This window comes from uncultured Pseudoxanthomonas sp. (assembly GCF_947498795.1).
Classification (GTDB): domain Bacteria; phylum Pseudomonadota; class Gammaproteobacteria; order Xanthomonadales; family Xanthomonadaceae; genus Pseudoxanthomonas_A.
In genome coordinates this window covers 1207089-1227344 of record NZ_CANMLQ010000001.1, presented here as the reverse complement: position 1 = coordinate 1227344, position 20256 = coordinate 1207089, and the positions used below count along the sequence as shown (strand labels likewise).

At 67.3% G+C, this 20256-nt stretch carries 19 protein-coding genes and 1 other RNA gene; 8 read left to right on the top strand and 12 right to left on the bottom strand.

Translation table 11 applies throughout. The features are described from left to right. The 9 genes from Q0907_RS05955 to hrcA all read right to left on the bottom strand — a co-directional run bounded on the left by Q0907_RS05955 (window position 1) and on the right by hrcA (window position 11552). Window positions 1-1899, bottom strand: coding sequence for a S9 family peptidase (locus Q0907_RS05955; protein ID WP_299342491.1), 1899 nt, complete (start codon window positions 1897-1899; stop codon window positions 1-3). Between the two features lie 79 nt (window positions 1900-1978). Further along, on the bottom strand, window positions 1979-3106 hold the full coding sequence (carA, locus tag Q0907_RS05950) for a glutamine-hydrolyzing carbamoyl-phosphate synthase small subunit (protein WP_296280683.1): 1128 nt from the start codon (window positions 3104-3106) through the stop codon (window positions 1979-1981). A 221-nt stretch (window positions 3107-3327) separates the two neighbouring features. Then, on the bottom strand, window positions 3328-4047 hold the full coding sequence (gene dapB, locus Q0907_RS05945; protein WP_299342489.1) for a 4-hydroxy-tetrahydrodipicolinate reductase: 720 nt from the start codon (window positions 4045-4047) through the stop codon (window positions 3328-3330). A gap of 34 nt (window positions 4048-4081) precedes the next feature. Continuing rightward, window positions 4082-5425 (bottom strand): EAL domain-containing protein, encoded by a 1344-nt coding sequence (locus Q0907_RS05940; RefSeq protein WP_299342487.1) that lies wholly within the window; start codon window positions 5423-5425, stop codon window positions 4082-4084. A gap of 101 nt (window positions 5426-5526) precedes the next feature. Further along, window positions 5527-6639 carry a prephenate dehydrogenase gene (locus tag Q0907_RS05935; RefSeq protein ID WP_299342485.1) on the bottom strand — a complete coding sequence of 371 codons (1113 nt, stop codon included), beginning with the start codon at window positions 6637-6639 and terminating at the stop codon, window positions 5527-5529. Between the two features lie 55 nt (window positions 6640-6694). Beyond that, on the bottom strand, window positions 6695-7813 hold the full coding sequence (gene dnaJ, locus Q0907_RS05930; protein ID WP_299342483.1) for a molecular chaperone DnaJ: 1119 nt from the start codon (window positions 7811-7813) through the stop codon (window positions 6695-6697). 94 nt (window positions 7814-7907) lie between these two features. Beyond that, complete coding sequence (gene dnaK, locus Q0907_RS05925) at window positions 7908-9833, bottom strand: molecular chaperone DnaK (RefSeq protein WP_296280691.1); 1926 nt, start codon at window positions 9831-9833, stop codon at window positions 7908-7910. A gap of 108 nt (window positions 9834-9941) precedes the next feature. Beyond that, window positions 9942-10460, bottom strand: coding sequence for a nucleotide exchange factor GrpE (grpE, locus tag Q0907_RS05920; RefSeq protein ID WP_296280692.1), 519 nt, complete (start codon window positions 10458-10460; stop codon window positions 9942-9944). 42 nt (window positions 10461-10502) lie between these two features. Continuing rightward, window positions 10503-11552, bottom strand: a complete 1050-nt coding sequence (hrcA, locus tag Q0907_RS05915) for a heat-inducible transcriptional repressor HrcA (RefSeq protein ID WP_299342481.1) — start codon at window positions 11550-11552, stop codon at window positions 10503-10505. Between the two features lie 91 nt (window positions 11553-11643). Between hrcA and recN the strand changes: the two genes are divergently transcribed. Continuing rightward, a complete protein-coding gene (recN, locus tag Q0907_RS05910) occupies window positions 11644-13311 on the top strand; it encodes a DNA repair protein RecN (RefSeq protein WP_299342479.1) in 1668 nt (555 codons plus the stop codon). A 108-nt stretch (window positions 13312-13419) separates the two neighbouring features. On the opposite strand, the gene fur is transcribed toward recN, so the two are convergent. Continuing rightward, window positions 13420-13824, bottom strand: coding sequence for a ferric iron uptake transcriptional regulator (fur, locus tag Q0907_RS05905; RefSeq protein ID WP_296280697.1), 405 nt, complete (start codon window positions 13822-13824; stop codon window positions 13420-13422). A 103-nt stretch (window positions 13825-13927) separates the two neighbouring features. Here fur and bamE point away from each other — a divergent pair, with 103 nt between their 5' ends. Continuing rightward, window positions 13928-14320 (top strand): outer membrane protein assembly factor BamE, encoded by a 393-nt coding sequence (gene bamE / locus Q0907_RS05900; protein WP_299342477.1) that lies wholly within the window; start codon window positions 13928-13930, stop codon window positions 14318-14320. Between the two features lie 8 nt (window positions 14321-14328). On the opposite strand, the gene Q0907_RS05895 is transcribed toward bamE, so the two are convergent. Then, window positions 14329-14577 carry an RnfH family protein gene (locus tag Q0907_RS05895; RefSeq protein ID WP_299342652.1) on the bottom strand — a complete coding sequence of 83 codons (249 nt, stop codon included), beginning with the start codon at window positions 14575-14577 and terminating at the stop codon, window positions 14329-14331. 1 nt (window position 14578) lies between these two features. Then, window positions 14579-15007, bottom strand: a complete 429-nt coding sequence (locus tag Q0907_RS05890) for a type II toxin-antitoxin system RatA family toxin (RefSeq protein ID WP_296280700.1) — start codon at window positions 15005-15007, stop codon at window positions 14579-14581. A 41-nt stretch (window positions 15008-15048) separates the two neighbouring features. On the opposite strand from Q0907_RS05890, the gene smpB reads away from it, so the two are divergent. The 6 genes from smpB (at window position 15049) to Q0907_RS05860 (ending at window position 20246) form a co-directional block, all read left to right on the top strand. Continuing rightward, window positions 15049-15537 (top strand): SsrA-binding protein SmpB, encoded by a 489-nt coding sequence (gene smpB, locus Q0907_RS05885; protein WP_296280702.1) that lies wholly within the window; start codon window positions 15049-15051, stop codon window positions 15535-15537. A 210-nt stretch (window positions 15538-15747) separates the two neighbouring features. Further along, window positions 15748-16101: a transfer-messenger RNA gene (gene ssrA / locus Q0907_RS05880) on the top strand. Between the two features lie 123 nt (window positions 16102-16224). Further along, window positions 16225-16902 carry a DUF3348 family protein gene (locus Q0907_RS05875; RefSeq protein WP_299342475.1) on the top strand — a complete coding sequence of 226 codons (678 nt, stop codon included), beginning with the start codon at window positions 16225-16227 and terminating at the stop codon, window positions 16900-16902. After that, window positions 16899-18986 (top strand): DUF802 domain-containing protein, encoded by a 2088-nt coding sequence (locus tag Q0907_RS05870; RefSeq protein WP_299342473.1) that lies wholly within the window; start codon window positions 16899-16901, stop codon window positions 18984-18986. The genes Q0907_RS05875 and Q0907_RS05870 overlap by 4 nt, the downstream gene beginning before the upstream one ends. Further along, window positions 18983-19633, top strand: coding sequence for an OmpA family protein (locus tag Q0907_RS05865; protein WP_299342472.1), 651 nt, complete (start codon window positions 18983-18985; stop codon window positions 19631-19633). The genes Q0907_RS05870 and Q0907_RS05865 overlap by 4 nt, the downstream gene beginning before the upstream one ends. Then, on the top strand, window positions 19623-20246 hold the full coding sequence (locus Q0907_RS05860; RefSeq protein ID WP_299342470.1) for a DUF2894 domain-containing protein: 624 nt from the start codon (window positions 19623-19625) through the stop codon (window positions 20244-20246). The genes Q0907_RS05865 and Q0907_RS05860 overlap by 11 nt, the downstream gene beginning before the upstream one ends. Window positions 20247-20256: the final 10 nt, after the last annotated feature.

The following is a 20256-nucleotide window of genomic DNA, read 5'->3' as shown; positions in this document are numbered from 1 at the left end:
TTACGGGGCCGAGGCGGTCTTCGCGTTCGGCCCGATGTACTTGTCAAAGAACGCCAGCATCTTGGTGTAGAGGTTGACGTTGTTCTGCAGGTCGCGGAAGCCGTGCGCTTCCTTCTTCTCGACGATCACGTCATCGGGCTTCTTGCCGACCTTGGCCAGCTGCGAAATCAGGAAGTGCATGTTCTTGATCGGCACGCGCACGTCCTTCTCGCCGTGGACCAGCAGGATCGGCACCTTGATGCGCTCCACGCCGTACGCCGGCGACTGCGCCATGCGCTCGGCGGCGGTCGGCGGATAGACGTCCTTCAGGTAGTTGCGACCGCTTTCATGGCCCATGAAGTCCGCGTCGCGCTGCGCGTCGAGGTCGTAGACGCCCACATAGCCCACCGTGCAGCGGTACAGGTCGGGCTCGCGCACCACGCTCATCAGCGCGGCATAGCCGCCGTAGGACGCACCGTAGATGCAGACGCGGTCCGGGTCGGCGATACCCTGCGCGACCGCCCAGCGGACCGCGTCCGTCAGGTCGTCCTGCATGGTGGTGCCCCACTTCCGGTAACCCATGCCTTCGAAGGCGTTGCCGTAGCCGCCGGAGCCGCGATAGTTGACCTGCAGGACGGCATAGCCGCGGTTCGCGAACAGCTGGACCTCGGGATTGAAGCCCCACTCATCGCGCGGGCCATGCGGGCCGCCGTGCGGGTTGATGATCAGCGGCAAGTTCTTGCCGCTGCTGTCCTTCGGGATGGTGATGTAGCCGTGGAGGGCAAGACCGTCCCGTGCCTTCACCACGATGGGCTTCATCGGCGACATGTCTTCCGGCTTGATCCAGGCCATGCTGGCGGTCAGGAACTGCGCCTGACCCGTCTGGCGATCGAACAGATACGCCTCGGGCGCCTGGACGTCCGAATAGACCCGCATCATCAGGTAACGCCCGTCATCGGACGGTCGCTGGAAGCGGACGGCCTTGCCGGGGAACGCCTTTGCGAGTCCCGCGTACACCTTCGTCTCCGGATGCTCCGGAGCCACCCAGTCCCAGTAGGGGACACCGTCTTCGTACCACACGCCGAGCAGGGTCTTCTCGTCACTGCTCCACAGATAGCCGGAAGGACTGACGGTGCCGTTGCTGGAGACGGGCGTCTCTTCGCGGGAATCCACGTCGAGCAGGACGATGGTCTCGGGCTTGCCCTGCTCGCCTTTCGCCATGTACACGCGCTTGTTCTGCGCGTCGAAGCCGAGCGGATAGTAGGTGGCACCGTTGCGTTCGCTCTCGTGGACCAGCGTCCATCGATCGCCATCGCGGCGATACGTCACGTTGCGGCCGTCGTTCATCGCGCCGGCCACGAACCGGACCTTGCGGTCATGGTCGACCAGGAAGCTGCCCTGCTCGACCGGTGCATTGGCCACCGTGGTGATGCGGCCGTTGTTGACGTTGAGCTTGGAGAGGAAGGACGTTTCGACGGACCGCTCCACGAGGATCGTATCCGGATCCTCGGGCGTCAGGTCCACGATGCTGTAGCTGTTTCCGTTCGGGATATCCAACCGGCCCGTGCCGTCCAGGTTCGCGGCGTACATGTCGCCTCGCGCGGTCTCGAAGTCGAATCGACCCGTCTTGAACGTCACCACGAACAGCAGTCGCTTGTCGTTGGCCCAGACGACCTGGCGGAAATGGCGGTTCTCGCCATAGTCGAACTTGCCGACGATGGCCTGGTCCGCAACCCGCACGATGGCGAGCAACGTGCGATCGGCCTGGGGAACGTTCACCGCCATGTGCTTCCCGTCGGGAGAAAGCGCGACGGAGGTGAACTGGGGATCCTTGAAGAAATCCTGGATCGGAATCTCACGCGCGAAGCCCTGCAAGGGCAACAGCGCGAGCAGCAACAACAGGCGCACCATCATTTTCATCTTCCACTCCCTGAAATGGAAAGGCAGCGATACGCCGCCCTACGGACAATCGATGGCGCTGGGCCATCCCCCTTCACGATTACCTCGCCTGCTCCATGCAGACAATGAAACGATCGAACAGCGGTGACACATCATGCGGCCCCGGCGATGCCTCCGGGTGGCCCTGGAACGAGAAGGCCGGCGCATCGGTCAGCTCGATGCCCTGGTTGGTGCCGTCGAACAGCGAGCGATGGATGACACGCACGTTGGCCGGCAGCGAGGCCTCGTCCACGGCGAAGCCGTGGTTCTGCGACGTGATCATCACGCGGCCGGTATCGATGTCCTGCACCGGATGGTTCGCGCCGTGGTGGCCGTGGCCCATCTTGAGGGTCTGTGCGCCGGCGGCCAGCGCCAGCAGCTGGTGGCCGAGGCAGATGCCGAACGTCGGGATCTTCCTCGCGATGAATTCGCGGATGGCGGTGATGGCGTAGTCGCACGGCGCCGGATCCCCCGGGCCGTTGGACAGGAACACGCCGTCGGGCTGCAGCGCGAGCACGTCGGCCGCGCTGGTCTGCGCCGGGACGACGGTGACCTCGCAACCGCGTTCGGCAAGCATGCGCAGGATGTTGTGCTTCACACCGAAGTCGTATGCCACCACCTTGAACTTCGCGGGCGCCTGCACGAAAGCATTGCGGTCCAGGTCGAGCTGGCCATCGCGCCACGGATACGGCTTGTCGGTGCTGACCACCTTGGCCAAGTCCATGCCTTTCAGGCCGGGGAACTTGCGCGCGGCTTCCAGCGCCTTCTCCACGTCGACATCATCGCCCGCCATCAGCGCGCCATTCTGGGCACCGCGCTCGCGCAGGATGCGCGTCAGCTTGCGCGTATCGATGCCGGCAATGGCCACGATGCCGCGCGTGGACAGCCATTCCGGCAGGGCCTGCTGGTTGCGCCAGTTGCTGGGGCGGCGCGGTACGTCGCGCACGATCAGGCCGGCACACCAGACCTTCGACGCTTCGTCGTCCTGGTCGGTGCAGCCGGTATTGCCGATGTGGGGATAGGTCAGGGTGACGAGCTGGCGGGCGTAAGAGGGGTCGGTCAGGATTTCCTGATAACCGGTCATCGCGGTGTTGAACACCACTTCGCCGACCGAGAGGCCGTCTGCGCCTACGGATTCGCCCTCGAATACGGTGCCGTCTTCGAGTACGAGGATTGCGGGTCGTGTCACGGGGTTCGCCTTGGGGTGGAGGAACCCTGTCCCACCGGCTTGCGGCTGCAAGAAACCGCAGACGCGGCGTTCATCCGGTCCGTGGCGATGGGTAACAGGCGAGCGGGAATTGTACGGAAACGGCCTGTTCAGCGCCACCGTTTTTTACGCGGGATGCTCGGCGGCATGCCCAGGCCCGCCGTGTTCAGGTTGTAGCGCGACATGGGCAAGCCCGCGTGCCTTCACGCCAACAGGTCGCGCACCCGGTAGCTGCCCGCCGGGCGCCCGGCGAGCTGCCGCGCCACGTGCAGCGCGCCGCGTGCAAACACATCGCGATGCGTCGCCCGGTGGACGAGTTCCACCCGCTCGCCCAGCCCGGTGAACTGCACGGTGTGCTCGCCGACGATGTCGCCCGCGCGCAGGCTGGCGTAATGCACGGGCGCGCCCGCGCTGCCTGCCGCGCCTCCGAGCGTGAGCGCCGTGCCGGACGGCGCATCCTTCTTGTGCACGTGGTGCGACTCCACGACATCCACGTCCCACCCCGGCAGCGCTGCCGCGGCTCGCTCCACCAGGTCCGCCAGGACCGCGACGCCAAGGCTGAAGTTGCTTGCCCACACCAGCGGGATGCTCTTCGCCGCCTGCGCTAGGGCGCCCGCCTGCGCGTCGGCCATGCCCGTCGTTCCGGACACCAGCGCCGCGCCTCGCTCGACGCAGAGGGCGAGGATGCGATCGAACCCGTCGGGCAGGCTGAAGTCGATGGCGACATCGAAGGCCGGCACGCCCGCCAGCTCGCTGGCCGCGAAATGGGGGACGCCGTCCACCACGCGCGGTGACGGCGTACGCCGTGTCACCGCCGCGACGACCTGGCAGTGGCCGGCCTGTTCGGCGGCGAGGCGGAGCAACGCCTGGCCCATGCGACCGGACGCACCATGGATGAGGATACGGATCGGGGAGGCGTTCATGGCCGCATGGTAACCGCTTGCCCGCCAGGCCGGGCTACGGCGCGGCCGGATGACCGAGGAAGTAGCCCTGCGCAAAGGGCACGCCGAGTGCTTTCAGTGCGTCGCACTGGCGTTCTGTCTCCACGCCTTCCGCGATCAGCTGCGCGCGCGTCCCCTCGGCGAATGCGAGCAGCGCCGCGATGAGGGCCTGCATGCGCGGGCGCTGGTCGACTTCGCGCACCAGCGAGATGTCGAGCTTGATGATGTCGGGGGAAAGCCGCAGCACGTGGCGCAGACTGGCGAAGCCCGCGCCGGTGTCGTCCACCGCGATGCGCACGCCGCGCGCCTGCAGCGCGGCGAGACAGGTGTTCAGCTGTCCGTAGTCGTCGACAGGCGTGTGCTCCGTGATTTCCAGCACCAGTCGCTGCGGCTCGCTTGCTGCCAGCAACGAAGACAGGCGCTCGTTGCATGCGGTCTCGGGCGACACGTTGAGCGCGATGTAGGCGTCTCCGGGAATGCGCGGCAGGCACGCCAGCCCCGCTTCCACGGCAGCGAGTTCCAGTGGCACGCTCAAGCCGTGCCTTGCGGCGTCCTCGAACCAGCGGCTGGTGGACAGGTCGTATTCGATCGGGAAGCGTGCCAGTGCCTCGTACCCGACGGTGGCGCCGTCGGCAAGCCGCACGATGGGCTGCAGGACGCTCGTCAGCCTGCCCTCGCGCAGCACGTCTTCAAGGCGCACCCTCGCTGCCTGCGCGTGCTGGCGGTCCCGATCCACCGCTCCCTTGCGCGTTTCCAGTGCCGCGCGCATCTGCGCGTGCTCGATCGCCTTGTAGAAGCTGGCGGCCACCAGCGTACTGAGCTGTTCCAGCGTGCGGCAATCGGCGTCGCGGTAGGCCATGGGCGTCGCCGAGACCACCTTCAGCACGCCGACCACCTGGCCACGGAAATGCAGGGGGGCGACCAGCATGGAACGCAGTCCGACCCGCCGGCAGGCATCGCGGTTCACGCGTGCGTCGTCCTCGCTGTCGTCGCATCTCAGCACACGGCCTTCGTGGATGCAGCGACCGGACAGGCTCCCCTCCACGGGGATGCTCATGCCCACCATGTCGTGCGCGATGCCGCTGGCCGACCAGTAGCGCATGACCGCGCCATCGCGGATTTCCAGCACCGCGCCGTCGGAGCGCGTCAGGGCCTGCGCACGATGGGTGATCGCATCCACGACATCCTGGGGCTCGGGACCGGCCGCGGCGATTTCACCCTGGGCGACCACGATCTGCGTGAGCAGGGCGATCGCCTCCTCGTCGTCCTTCCGTGCAGCCAGCACCTGCAGTGGCGACCGCGTCACCCGCGTATTGTCCTGACCCATCTTCCGTCGCTCCCTGAGGATGATGAAGCTCATGCGACGGCCGTGGCCGCCGCCTCATGGGGGATGCTAGGGCTCTCGACTCACGCTTGTCGAGTAAACGGGTTTACATGGCGATCGGCGGGTTCGATGGTCTATCAGGCGGACGACACGATCCGACCGATACCGGTCTCCGCGATTTCGGCGACGGCGCGCTGCAACGCCTCCGCGTCGATGCCCGTGTCGAATCCGATCCGGAAATGCACGTCACCCTCTGGCGTGCGCGACGAATGGATGGACGACAGGCTGACGTCGTGTCGCTCGAACACATGCAGCAGGCTGCGCAACGAGCCGGGCCGGTCCTGCGGCAGGTGAACGCTGAGCGCTTTGTCCACCGACAGATCGGCCAGCAGGTAGCCGATGCGCTCGTAGTGGTAGTTGCCCTCCGCGAGCGCAGCGGCACCCACCGCTTCGCGGTTGTCGTGCAGGAACTCGTTGCGGAAGGCCTCGCGTGCGGCGTCGCCGCCTTCTTCCACCAACGCGGCCATCCGGGCCACCTGTTGTCCGAGCGCGCGCAGGACCTCGGACGCATGTGGATTGCCGAACTGGATGTCTTCGTAGATCGCAGGGTTCAACGACAGGATGCGCGCGATGATCGCGGCATCCATCTCGAAGGAGGCCGAACGGAAAGGCATCACCGAGGCGAGATCGCCTACCCTGTCGGCCTGTCCCCTCAGCACGCCCGCCTGCGCCAGGTGCGTCGCATGCACCATGGCCTGCACCAGTGCCATCACGCGGTCGTGCTGTTCCGGGGTGGCCTCCACGCATTCGGCGTCCAACGCCTCGAGCAGCGCGGTCAGCCACGGACGCCAGCGGTCAAGCCGCGCCTCGCACACCACCATCACCCTGCCCTTCAGCGTCGGCGACTTGGGCGGGGCGGTCATGGGGTGCAGGCCAACGACCTCGGCCCGGGACCGCAGCATGGCGGCCACCGGCGCGGCCTTGATCGACGTCACGTCGAGCCACAGCTTCCCGCTCTCGCCGCCGCCCGCCAGGTCCACGTAACGCTCGATCAGCGACACCGTCGCCCGGATGGGTGCGGAAAACAGAAGTACGTCGGCACGGCGGACCAGGTCCGCCTCGTCCGTGGAAGACGGATCGGCGGGATCATGGCCGATCACCTCCAGGGCCATGCGGTTGCGGAAGAACTGCTGCAGCCAGCGGCCATAGGCGCCTGCACTGCCGACGATGCCGATGAGGGGTCCGGGCACGAAAAGGGCTCCACGAAGGAGCCCCATTCTAGAAGCAAGCCGGCGCGTCCCGTCGTCAGGACGTCATGCGGTCCCAGAAGCCCTTCACGCCGTCGAGGAACGTCGCCGACTTCGGCGAGTGCTTGCGCGCTTCCTCGCCGCTGAAGGTGGCTTCGAACTTCTCCAGCAGCTCGCGCTGTTCGCCGGTCAGGTTGACGGGGGTTTCCACCACCACGCGGCAATAGAGGTCGCCCTCGCTGCGGCTGCGCACCGATTTCACGCCCTTGCCGCGCAGGCGGAACAGTTTTCCGGTCTGGGTTTCGGCGGGAATGCGGATCTCCGCCTCGCCCCTCAACGTCGGAACGCGCACGGTATCGCCCAGCGCCGCCTGCGAGATGCGGATCGGCACCTCGCAGTGCAGGTCGTCGCCATCGCGCTGGAAGATGTCGTGCTCGCGCACGCGCACTTCCACGTACAGGTCGCCCGGCGGCGTGCCCGGAGGGCCCGCTTCGCCTTCGCCGGTCAGGCGGATGCGGTCGCCATTGTCCACGCCGGCCGGGATCTTGACCGACAGGACCTTCTCTTCCTCCACGCGACCGGCGCCATGGCACTCGGTGCAGGGATTCTTGATGGTCTGGCCGCGCCCGCCGCAGGCCGGACAGGCCTGCTGCATGGCGAAGATGCCGCGCTGCATGCGAACGTTGCCGCGACCGCCGCAGGTGCCACAGGTCTCGACCTTCCCGTCCGCCGAGCCCGAGCCCTTGCAGGGCTCGCATGCGACCAGCGACGGAATCTCGATGCGCTTCTCGATGCCCGCGACCGCTTCCTCCAGGTCGAGCTCCATGACGTAGCCCACGTCGGCGCCCCGTCGGGCGGCACGCGCGCCACCTCCGCCGAAGATGTTGCCGAAGATGTCCCCGAAGATGTCGCCCATGTCCGGACCGCCGGGACCGCCACCGCCCATGCCATGCTCGAATGCCGCATGTCCGTGCGCGTCGTAGGTGCGTCGCTTGGCGCCGTCGGACAGCACCTCGTACGCCTCCTTGCACTCCTTGAACGCCGCTTCGGCCGCGGCATCGCCGGGGTTGCGGTCGGGGTGGTGCTTCATCGCACAACGACGATAGGCCTTCTTCAGGTCCTCATCGCTGGCGTCCCTGGCCACGCCCAGGACTTCGTAGTAATCGCGCTTGCTCATGTGTCGTCAGGCTGGTCTCGCAGGTTCGCCGGATGGCAAAACGGGAGGCCGTGGCAGGCCACGTCTCCCGTCCGCCGCATCCCGTGGGCCGGGATTACTTCTTGTCGTCCTTCACTTCGGTGAACTCGGCGTCGACCACGTCGTCCGCGCCGGCTGATGCACCGCCGGCGGGACCGGCGCCGCCACCGGGCTGCTCGGTCGACGCCGCAGCCGCGTACAGCGACTGGGCCGCTTCTTCGAGCGCCTTCGACTTGGCTTCGATCTGCGCCTTCTCGTCGCCCTTCATCGCCGTCTCCAGCTCGGCGATGGCGGATTCGACGCGTCCGATCACGTCACCCGGCACCTTGCTGCCGTGCTCGGTGATGGCACTGCGGGTGGCGTGCAGCAAGCCATCGGCCTGATTGCGCGCCTGCACCAGTTCCTGGAACTTCTTGTCCTCTTCGCGGTGCGCCTCGGCGTCGGCCACCATGCGCGCGATCTCGTCCTCGGACAGGCCCGAACCGGCCTTGATCTCGACCTTCTGTTCCTTGTTGGTCTTCTTGTCCTTGGCCGACACGTGCAGGATGCCGTTGGCGTCGATGTCGAACGACACTTCCACCTGCGGCATGCCGCGCGGCGCCGGCTCGATGCCGGACAGGTCGAACTTGGCCAGCGACTTGTTGAAGCGGGCCTGTTCGCGCTCGCCCTGCAGCACGTGCACCGTCACCGCGGACTGGTTGTCCTCGGCAGTGGAGAAGGTCTGCGAGGCCTTGGTCGGAATGGTGGTGTTCTTCTCGATGATCTTGGTGAACACGCCACCCAGCGTCTCGATGCCCAGGCTCAGCGGGGTGACGTCGAGCAGCAGCACGTCCTTGACGTCGCCGGCCAGCACGCCGCCCTGGATCGCGGCGCCCAGCGCCACGGCTTCATCGGGATTGACGTCCTTGCGCGGTTCCTTGCCGAAGAACTCGGCCACGGCCTGCTGCACCTTCGGCATGCGGGTCTGGCCGCCGACGAGGATGACTTCGCCGATATCGCTGGCGCGCAAGCCGGCGTCGTTCAGCGCGATGCGGCACGGCTCGATGGTCTTCTTCACCAGGTCTTCGACCAGCGCTTCCAGCTTGGCGCGGGTGAGCTTGATGTTGAGGTGCTTCGGGCCCGAGGCGTCGGCGGTGACGTACGGCAGGTTCACTTCGGTCTGCTGCGAGCTGGACAGCTCGATCTTGGCGCGCTCGGCGGCGTCCTTCAGGCGCTGCAGGGCCAGCGGATCCTTGCGCAGGTCGATGCCCTGGTCCTTCTGGAATTCCTCGACGAGGTAGTCGATGACGCGCTTGTCGAAGTCTTCGCCACCCAGAAAGGTGTCGCCGTTGGTCGCCAACACTTCGAACTGCTTCTCGCCGTCGACATTGGCGATCTCGATGATCGACACGTCGAAGGTGCCGCCACCCAGGTCGTAGACGACGATCTTGCGGTCAGCACCGCCTTCGCCCTTGTCCAGGCCATAGGCCAGCGCGGCCGCGGTGGGCTCGTTGATGATGCGCTTGACGTCCAGGCCGGCGATCTTGCCCGCGTCCTTGGTCGCCTGGCGCTGGCTGTCGTTGAAGTAGGCCGGCACGGTGATGACGGCTTCAGTGACGGTCTCGCCCAGGAAGGCTTCCGCCGTCTTCTTCATCTTTTCCAGCACGCGCGCGGAGATCTCCTGCGGCGCCATCTTCTTGCCGTCGCTGGTCTGTACCCAGGCGTCGCCATTGTCGTGCGCGACGATGCCGTAGGGCACCAGGTCCAGGTCCTTCTTCACTTCCGCGTCGGTGAACTTGCGGCCGATCAGGCGCTTCACCGCGTAGAAGGTGTTCTTCGGATTGGTCACGGCCTGGCGCTTGGCCGAGGCGCCGACCAGCACTTCACCGTCCTTCGTGTACGCCACGATCGAGGGCGTGGTGCGGTCGCCTTCCGAGTTTTCGATGACGCGGGCCTTGCCGCCGTCCATGATCGCCACGCACGAGTTGGTCGTGCCGAGGTCGATGCCGATGATCTTGCCCATGGTGGTTCTCGCTCCCTAGCAAATTCTGTTTGGATCCGGCGCTCGGCCGGGTGGATGGTCCCGATATAGGGGTGCGATGGCGCCGTTCAAGCGCCGTCGCGCAGACGTTCAGTCGTGCTTCGCCACGACCACCAGGGCCGGGCGCAGCAGGCGTCCGTTGAGCAGGTAGCCCTTCTGGAACACCTGCACCACGCTGCCGGGCGCGGCGCCCGGCGCATCGGCCTGGCTGATCGCCTGATGGTGTTCGGGGTTGAAGGCATCGCCCGTAGGGTCCAGCAGGGTCAAGCCGTTGTCGCCGGCCACCTTCAGCAACTGCTTGAAGGTCAGCTCCAGTCCGTCCTTGAGGGGACTCGGCTCGGCGCCTGCCGCGGCCAGGCCGGCGTCCAGGCTGTCGAAAACGGGCAGCAGGTCGCCCAGCAGGCGTTCGTTGGCGAACTTGCGGGCCTGCTCGATGTCGCGGGCCACGCGCTTGCGCTGGTTCTCCAGGTCGGCGCGCTCCAGCAGCGTAGTGGCACGCAGCTGGTCGAGTTCATTGCGGAGGGTTTCCAGCTCGGCGATCAGCGCGCTGTCGGTGTCCTGCGGGTCGTGGCCCTGGTCCAGGTCGGAATCGTGGTCGTGTTGGTTCATTTCGGGTCCCATCGCGGCAAGTCCGGCCGCCCAAGCCCCAACCTATGGGGCCGGCGCATCCGGATTCAAGGCCGCACCCAGTACATCGGCCGCCGCCTGCACCACCGGAATGACCCGGTCATACGCCATGCGCGTGGGCCCGATCACTCCCAGCACGCCGAGCACCTGCCCGCCCGCCATGTAGGGCGCCGTCACCACCGACACGCCATCGTGCGGCGCGAGCCCGGTGTCCTCGCCGATGAAGATGCGCACCCCCGGGGCGCGGATCGTGCGCTCGAGCAGTTGCAGGATTTCGCGCTTGCGGGCGAACGCCTCGAACAGGTCGCGCAGGCGTTCCAGATCGGACAGCTCCTGCACCCCCATGAGCCGGGTCTGGCCCGCCAGCACCACATCGTCGCCCGGCGGCGTGAGGGCCTGTTCGGCCAGCTCGATCGACTCGGCCAGCAGGCCTTCCATCTCCGTCTGCGCGCGGCGCAGGTCCCGCAGCAGGTTGGCCCGGATTTCGGCCAGGGGTCGCCCGGCGAACTGGGTGTTCAGGTAGTTCGCGATGCGCTCAAGTTCCGACCGCTCGTAGGGCCGACGGGTCTCGATGACCCGGTTCTGCACATCGTTGTCGGCGAAGACCAGGATGGCCATCACCCGCTGCCCATCCAGCGGCACGAAATCGATGTAGCGGAAGGCGAACTGTTCGCGCCGGGGCACGCTGACCACGCCGACGAAGTGGGTCATCGCCGACAGCAGTTCCGAAGCGTTGCCCAGCAGTGCCTGGGTCCCCGTCCCCGTGGCCAGTTCGGCCCGCAGCCGCGCGACTTCGCCGTCCCCCAGCGACTTCACCTGCACCAGGCTGTCCACGAACACCCGATAACCCTGGGCGGTGGGAATGCGGCCGGCCGAGGTATGCGGGGAACTCAGCAGTCCGACCTCTTCCAGCTCGGACAGGATGTTGCGGATGGTCGCCGGGCTCACCTCCAGCCCCGCATGGCGGGCCAGCGTCTGCGACCCCACCGGCTCGCCATCGCGGATGTAGCGCGAGATCAGCGTCCGCAGCAGCTGGCGGGCGCGCGGATCCAGCGGGGGCGATGGCGGATGCATGCCCGCTAGATAACGTCGCTCCCCCTTCTTTGCAAGCCGGCGCGCCCGGGACGTCTCAGACGCTGAGCCGCCACCGCTTACAATCCGCCGCATGCTCAGACATCTCGCCCTCAAGGATTTCGCCGTCGTCCGTGCGGCCGAACTGGAATTCGGCGACGGCATGACCGTCATTTCCGGTGAAACCGGCGCCGGCAAATCGTTGCTGGTCGATGCGCTGGGGTTCCTGTCCGGCCTGCGTGCAGACAGCGGCGTGGTCCGTCATGGCGCCGAGCGGGCGGAGCTGTCGGCCGAATTCTCCCCCTCGACCGGGTCGCCAGCACAGGCGTGGCTTGCCGAGAACGAACTGGACGACGACGGCCAGTGCCAGCTGCGCCGGGTGATCCGTGCCGACGGCGGTTCCCGCGCGTGGATCAATGGCCGCAGCGTGACGCTGTCCCAGCTGACCGAACTGGCCGCCCGGCTGGTGGAAATCCATGGCCAGCACGAACACCAGGCGCTGCTGGCCCGCAACAGCCAGTTGGACCTGCTGGACGCCTTCGCGCGCAACGACCGCGAGCGCGCCACGGTACGCGACGCGGCGCGATCCTGGACTGCGCTGCTGCGCGAACGCGAACTACTTTCGGGCCAAGGCGATGTCTCCGACCGCATCAACTATCTGGAACACCAGCTCTCGGAGTTGCAGCGGGAGGATCTTTCGCCGGCTGCGCTGGAAGCGCTGGTCGCCAGCCATCGCAGGCAGGCGCACGCGGCCGGCCTGATCCAGGCCTGCGATGCGGCCCTGGGCGAACTGGCCAGCGACGAAACGCCCTCGCTCACCCGGCAGTTGCAACAGGTGCGCGCCGATCTCGGGCGGCAAGCCGAGCACGAGCCGCGCCTGCGCGAGGTGGATGCGCTGCTCGACGGTGCGGCGATCCAGATCGAGGAAGCACTGTCCGTGCTTGGCCAGGTGCGCGACGACCTCGACGGCGAACCGCTGCAGTTCGACGCGCTGGAGCGCAAGCTGGCCCGCGTCCACGACCTCGCCCGCAAGCATCGCGTGCCGCTGGAGGGCCTGCAGGAGCAGCACGACCGGCTAGCCGCCGAACTGGAGTCGCTACGCGGCGCCGGCGAACGCCTGGTCCAGCTGAACGGAGAGATCGATGCGGCCCGGGAGCAGTGGCGCAGCGCCGCGGCATCCCTGAGCCGCTCGCGTGTCCGCGCGGCCGCATCACTGGGTGATACCACTACCGCCCTGATTGCCGAACTGGGCATGGGCGGCGGCCGTTTCGAGATCGCGCTGGACCCCCAGGAAGGCGATCGCCCCGATCCTGCCGGCGCCGAGCGGGTCGAATTCCTGGTCTCGGCCAATGCAGGGCAGCCGCCGCGCCCGCTGCGAAAGGTGGCTTCGGGCGGCGAACTCGCGCGCATTTCGCTGGCGATCGAAGTGGCTGCGCTCGGGGTGGACGCCGTGCCGACCATGGTCTTCGACGAAGTCGACACCGGCATCGGTGGCGCGGTCGCCGAGATCGTTGGACAGAAGCTGCGGGCGCTAGGGACCCAACGGCAGGTGCTGTGCGTCACCCACCTCCCGCAGGTCGCGGCGCAGGGACACGCGCACTACCGGGTCAGCAAGGCCCCGGTGGACGGCATGACGCAAAGCGCGGTCGAGAAGCTGGGAGCGAAGCAGCGTGAAGAGGAACTCGCGCGCATGCTGGGCGGCGTGGAGGTCAGCAAGGAAGCCCACGCGGCGGCCAAGCGGCTGCTGGCGAACGCGGTCTGACAGCCCGGCTGCCTACTGTGGGAGCGACGCAGGTCGCGATCAGGCCCCGCCGATGCCGCTTCGCGACTTACGTCGCTTCCACATCCCGAGCCGGAAAATCTCCAGCTGTCAGCGCTTCTTCCGCACGTACAACACCAGCGAGTGCTCTTCCAGCTCGTAGCCGTGCTTGGCGGCGATCTCGCGCTGCAGCTTCTCGATCTCGCTGCTTTCGAATTCGATGATCTTGCCGGTATCCACGTCGACCATGTGGTCGTGGTGACCGCCGCGATCCAGTTCGTACACGGCCTGTCCGCCTTCGAAGTTGTGCTTCAGCACCAGGCCGGCGGCCTCGAACTGGGTCAGGACCCGATACACCGTCGCCAGCCCGATTTCGTCGCCATGGTCCAGCAGCTGCCGGTAGATGTCTTCCGCGCTCAGATGATGCTGGGAGTTCTTCTGTTCCAGCAATTCCAGGATGCGCATGCGTGGATGGGTGACCTTGAGGCCGACTTTGCGAAGGTCCTGCGATTCCATGGCGTCTCCGTTCACTCTCGGTTTAGCGCCAGCTGCCTGAAGCTCGGTTGCGGCGGTCCGGGGGAGTGTATCATCGGCCCGGTTTCCCACCGTACCTGTCCCAATGCGCAAATTCCTGCTGGTTGCCGTTCTCGCTTCCGCCACCGCTGGCTGCGGCATCCTCTACAAGCAGCCGATCTACCAGGGCAACCTGATCGAGAAAACGGCCGTGGACCAGCTGCAGGCCGGGCAGACGAAGCAGCAGGTGCAGTCGTTGCTCGGCAGTCCGTCGATCGCCGACCCGTTCCATGCCGACCGCTGGGACTACACCGCGAGCAACCGCACCAATCGCCGCGGCACGACCGACATCAAGAACCTCACCCTGATCTTCAATGGCGACACGCTCGCCAGTTGGGAGGGCGAGTATTTCCCCGAGGCGGACCTGCAACTTTCGCGAGACGTGCGCAAGTTCGGCCCCAACCTCGCCAAGGAAAAGAAGAAGGGCCGCCGCCGCTGAGGCGTCGCCTAGCCGCGCGCCCGACGACGGCGCGCTTCCTTCGGATCGGTCTGCAACGGCCGCAGCACTTCCACGCGGTCGTTGTCGTTGAGCACGGTGTCCGGCGTCGCGATCACGCCATGGATCGCCACGGCCGGATGAGCGGCTTCGGCAAATCCGCTGGCTGAAACCGCATCCGCTACGGTGGCACCGGGCGGAAGGCTGAGCACGACGGAGTCGAACCGGTGCGGCCATGCCCGGATCACCTCCACCCGCACGTCATTCACCGCGATCGGCGGCGCGCACGAAATCGTCCACCATTCGGTCGGCCAGTCCCTGGAAACCCAGCGCCATCGCCGGGGCCAGCAACCGGCTCGACGGCTCGAACTCCAGCGTCAGCGTGACCTTGCAGGCGGATTCGTCCAGTGCATGGAAATCCCAGCGCCCGTGCAGCTTGCGGAACGGCCCATCCACCAGGTTCATGTCGATGCGGTGCGGGCGGTCCAGCACGTTCTCGGTGGTGAACCAGGTCCTCAGCGAGCCGAACCCAAGGTCCAGCCGCGCGACCAGCCGCTGGTCGCCCTGCTCCCTCAGCTCGGCCGCACTGCACCAGTCGAAACGGCGCGGGTAGGCCGCCACGTCGTTGACCAGGTCGAACATCCGGGTGGCCGAGTGTTCGACCAGGGCGCTGCGGCGGATCGTGTGCATGTGGCTCGCGTAGGGTTCCGCCTTCGGCGACAATAGGAAGGATGGCAAAGAAACCGGACAAGAATAAAGCAACGGGCACGATCGCGCTGAACAAGCGCGCCCGTCACGAGTACCACCTCGAGCAGCGGCACGAAGCGGGCCTCGCCCTTCAGGGCTGGGAACTCAAGGCGATCCGCGCGGGCCGCGCCAACATCACCGAGGCCTACGCCATCATCCGGCAGGGCGAAATCTTCCTGTTCGGTGCGCAGATCACCCCGCTGATCCAGGCATCCAGCCACACGGTCGCCGACGATCGGCGCACGCGCAAACTGCTGTTGCACCGGAACGAAATCGACAGCCTCATCGGCAAGGTCGAGCGCGACGGCTACACCCTGGTGCCGACGTCGCTGTACTGGAAAGGCAACAAGGTGAAGGCCGAACTGGCACTGGCCAAGGGCAAGCAGACGCACGACAAGCGCGCCAGCGAGAAGGACCGCGACTGGGCCCGCGAGAAGTCCCGTGTCATGCGCCGGCACAACAAGGATGCGTGATTTCATCGCACAACGCGATGGAATCCCAAGATTCGCTACGCGAATCTCGGGCCCCAACGCTTGCTTCCGATCCCCCATTCGCGCTGACGCGCGAATTCGCCCCCTTACCAGGGGGCTTGGCCTCACGAGGCTGAACATCGCCGTCGCTGCGCCTTGTGAAGCGAGGTAGCCGGCCCTACACTGCTATTCGTCAGGACGTTTCTGACTCCCGGGGGTGCACTGGCTTCGACGGGGGTTGCGAAGTTGCCTGGTGCATGCCGAGGGGGCAGCTTTCCTCGTAAATCCAGCGGCAAAACTCTAGTTGCCAACGACGACAACTACGCTCTCGCCGCTTAAGGCGTAAGCCCTGAAACTGCTTGTGTCCGTGCTCGCAGCGTAAGGTCATTATCACGGAATCGCCGGGAGTGGCTGCCTGTCAGCACCCGGTCAACCTAGAACAGGCTGGTCCTGCGGTGCGCTTCGCCCACCGTGCTGTCGCAGGACGAGATCCAACGGCGGGATAAGCATGTAGTACCGGGGATGGAGTGCCTTCGGACGGCGGTTCAATTCCGCCCACCTCCACCATTTGAAGAGAAGCCGGAACCGCAAGGTCCCGGCTTTTTCTTTGTCTCTGGCAGGGCCCTCGCCTCAGATTGGGCGTCTTACCGGCCAGCGGGCTTGGCGCATCCTGTAAAATCGTCGTCTTTTTTGAGCGTCTTCGTGGCTTCACCGCAGCAACGGAGGGCCGTTTCGGCCCCCGCCTTCGTCCGACGACTCGCCCGGCTGGGCGATCTCGACCCGACCTCGCCTGCGCCCTCCCTGTCGGAGAGGCTGGGCAAATGGCTCGACTGGAACCGTGCCATCGCGCTGTCCCGCGCGCTGGATGGAACGCCGGTCACCGAAGACCGCACGGTCCGGTTCGACGACGAGGCGACCGCCTGCGCGCGCGCGCGGGCGACCTTGCGGGGTGCCATCATGCGCACTGACCGACTCGACACATGGCCGGGGGAGGATGTCGCGCCTTTCCGTCGCCATTGCCTGGACCTCCAGCGCGCGATGCAGGCGACGACCGGCCAGTTGCGCGGGAGATTGCGTGATGCACTGGCGGCGGGCACGGCGACACAGGCGCGGCTGGCCGAGGTCGATGCCGTGATGGAGACGACGCTAAGTCCGCGGGAGCAGGCACTGCTGGCGGCGACCCCGGCCCTGCTCTGCCAGCATTTTGATCGACTGAGGGGCGCCGCCGCCTCGACAGACGCCACCTGGCTCGCCACCTTCCGCCGCGACCTGCAGGACATTCTCCTCGCCGAGCTGGATGTCCGCTTCCATCCCATCGACGCGCTGCTCGCCGCGCTTCGTTCTTCGCACGCTTCCGGAACACCATGAACCGACATCTGTTTCCCGCCGCCCTGTTCCTGCTGGGTCTTGCCATCGTCGCCTGGATCGGGATCGGGTATATCGGCACGCACGCACTCGGCGTGGTGGTCACCCTGGTGATCGGCCTGTGCTATGCCGCGGGCGCGCTGGAACTGCACCGCTACCGCCAGGCGACGGACACGTTGCGGCGCGCGGTGGCGGATACGTCCACCGCCGGCAATGGCCTGTCGACCTGGCTGGCCTCGTTGCCGGCGAGCCTGCGCCCCTCGGTGCGCCAGCGCATCGAGGGCGAGCGCACCGCGTTGCCCGCTCCGGCACTGACACCCTATCTGGTGGGGCTGCTGGTGCTGCTGGGCATGCTGGGCACGCTGCTGGGCATGATGGCAACGCTGCGCGGTACCGGTCTGGCGCTGGAAAGCGCGACCGACATCGATGCGATCCGCGGTTCGCTGGCCGCACCGGTCAAGGGACTGGGTTTCGCGTTCGGTACGTCCATCGCCGGCGTGGCCACGTCTGCCGTGCTCGGGCTGCTGGCCGCCCTGTGCCGGCGCGAGCGGCTGCAGGCCGTGCACCTGCTGGATGCCGAGATCGCGACGTCGCTGCATGTCCACTCGCAGTCGTTCAAGCGCGAAGAATCCTTCCGCCTGCTGCAACAGCAGGCTGCGCTGATGCCGGACCTGGTCGAACGCCTGCAGGCGATGGTCGCGTCGATCGAAACGCAGAACGCCGCCGCCGGCGAGCGGCTGATGGCCAGCCAGAGCGATTTCCATCACCGCACCGAAGCCGCGCAGGCGCAGTTGGCCAGCACGCTGGAAGGCGTGCTGAAGAACGGCGTCGACGCGAGCGCACGCGCCGTCGTGGCCGCGCTGCAACCGAGTACCGAGGCCACTCTGGCGGGTCTGGCGCGCGAGAGCAGCGCGATGCAGGCGACCGTCACGCAGGCGGTGCAGCGCCAACTTGACGGCTTGAACGCGGGCTTCGATGCCGCCAACGCCGCCGCGGCGGCGACCTGGACCACCGCCATCGCGCAGCAGCAGCGATCCAATGCGGCGCTCACCGACGAGATGCGGGCGCTGACCGAGCGACTGTCGGGCACGTTCGAAGCGCGCTCGTCCGCCTTGATCGAAGGTGTTGCGGCGCAGTTCCAGCAGAACGCCGCGACCCTGTCGGACCGCTGGGACCAGGCACTGGCGCGACAGGACGCCGCCAGCGCCGGTATCGCCGCACGCCACGAGCAGGCCTTGGCTACCCACGTCGCAGACGTACAGCGCCATGCGAGCCAGTTGCTGGACGCCATCGGCCACTCCCACGTCGCCGTACAGCAAGCGCTGGCGTCGCAGGACGAGGCGCGTCTGGCCATCTGGGCGGAAAGGCTGGCCTCCACCGGCGCCTCGCTGCAGGCGCAATGGGAACAGGCCGGCGCGCAGACCGTCCGCCTGCAGCAGGACATCGGCGATGCTCTGGCACGCACGTCGCACGAGATCACCGCCCAGGCCCAGTCGCATGCCACGCAGACCATCGCCGAGATCTCACAGCTGGTGCAGGCGGCTTCGGAAGCCCCGCGCGCCGCCGCCGACGTCATCGCCGAGCTTCGCCAAACGCTGTCCGACAGCATGGTCCGCGACACCGCCATGCTGCAGGAACGCAACCAGCTGATGGAAACGCTGCAGACGCTGCTCGATGCGGTGAACCACGCCTCCACCGAGCAGCGCGGCGCCATCGATGCCCTGGTCGCCACTTCGGCCGACCTCCTCGATCGCGTCGGCACCCGCTTCACCGATCGTGTCGAAGCCGAAACGGACAAACTCGGCGGCATCGCCGCCCAGATCGCCGCGGGCGCCACCGAAGTGGCCAGCCTGGGCGACGCGCTCGGCACCGCCGTGCAGCGGTTCGGCCAGTCCAACGAAGCGTTGCTGGATCGCCTGCAGGGCATCGAAGGCGCGCTCGACCGGTCGCTGGCGCGCAGCGACGACCAACTGGCCTACTACGTGGCGCAGGCGCGCGAAGTCATCGATCTCAGCCTGGCCGCACAGCGGCAGATCACCCTCGACCTGCAGCAGTTGGGCGGCGCACAGCCGGCGGAAGCCGCGTGAGCGTCGAAACCGGAGACGACGCCGACCTCGGCGCGCCCGTCTGGGCGAGCTTCGGCGACCTGATGTCGGTGTTGCTGGGCGCCTTCGTACTCGTGCTGGTCGGCGTGATCGCCGTGCAGGCGCAGTTGTCGCAACGGCTGGACGAGGAAGTGCGCCGGCGCGAGCTGGAGGCCCAGCAGCGCAAGGCGCTGGAAGAGGCACTTGCGGAACCGCTGGCCGAAGGGCGCGTCACGCTGGTAGACGGCCGCATCGGTATCCGCGGCAACGTGCTATTCGCCCTGAACTCGGACCAGTTGCAGCCGGAGGGGCGCGAGCTGCTGAAGGGGCTTGCGGCACCGCTCGCGGGCTACCTGCGTACGCGCGACGAAATCCTGATGGTCAGCGGGTTCACCGACGATCGCCAGGTCAGCGGCAACAACCGCCAGTTCGCCGACAACTGGGAACTGTCGGCACAGCGGTCGCTGACGGTCACCCGCACGCTGATCGCCGAGGGCGTGCCCTCTGGATCGGTATTCGCCGCCGCCTTCGGTGCGGAACAACCGGTGAGCCCCAACGACAGCGACGAAGGCCGCGCGCGCAACCGCCGCGTGGAGATCGCCCCGATCCCCCGCCCCCCCAAGCGCGACGTCGCCCCGCATGGACGGTGACGCGCTCTCCGCGCCGGCCCGGTTGCAGGCGTGGCGCATGCGCGGCGCCGACCGCATGGACCCCATGCGTTTCGCCTTCATCGATGCGCTCGCCTCGCGTGCCCGTGCGCACGAAGGCGAAGCCCGCCGCCTGCTCGATGCACGGCTGTCGGATCTGATCGCGTCCTACGCCGACGACCTCGATGCCTGGTCGCCGCGCGCGGCCACCGCACGCATGCGGGATGATGGCGCGCGTGCACTGCGGACGCTCGCGGCTGCCCTGCAACAGCGCACGCCGATCGCCTGCGCCGACGCGCCTTCACCGGGCCAGGCGCCGCCCGTACTCGACGAAGCCCGCCGCCTGTGGACACGCGTGCGCACGGACAGCCAGCTGCGCGCCACGCTCGAGGACCTGCCTGCCGATGCCGGCCCGCTCAATTCGGCCACCCTCGTCCACCGCGCCCTGCACCTGATGCGCGACGTTTCTCCGGACTACCTGCAGCACTTCATCGCTTATGCCGACACCCTGTCGTCGTTGGAGCAGATGCAGCACGCACTCGCCGCGCTGACGCCTGGCGTTGCCGAAGGCGCCAAGCCCGCCGGCCGCAGTCGAACCCGGAAGCGCCGCGCCTGAGGGTGTCATC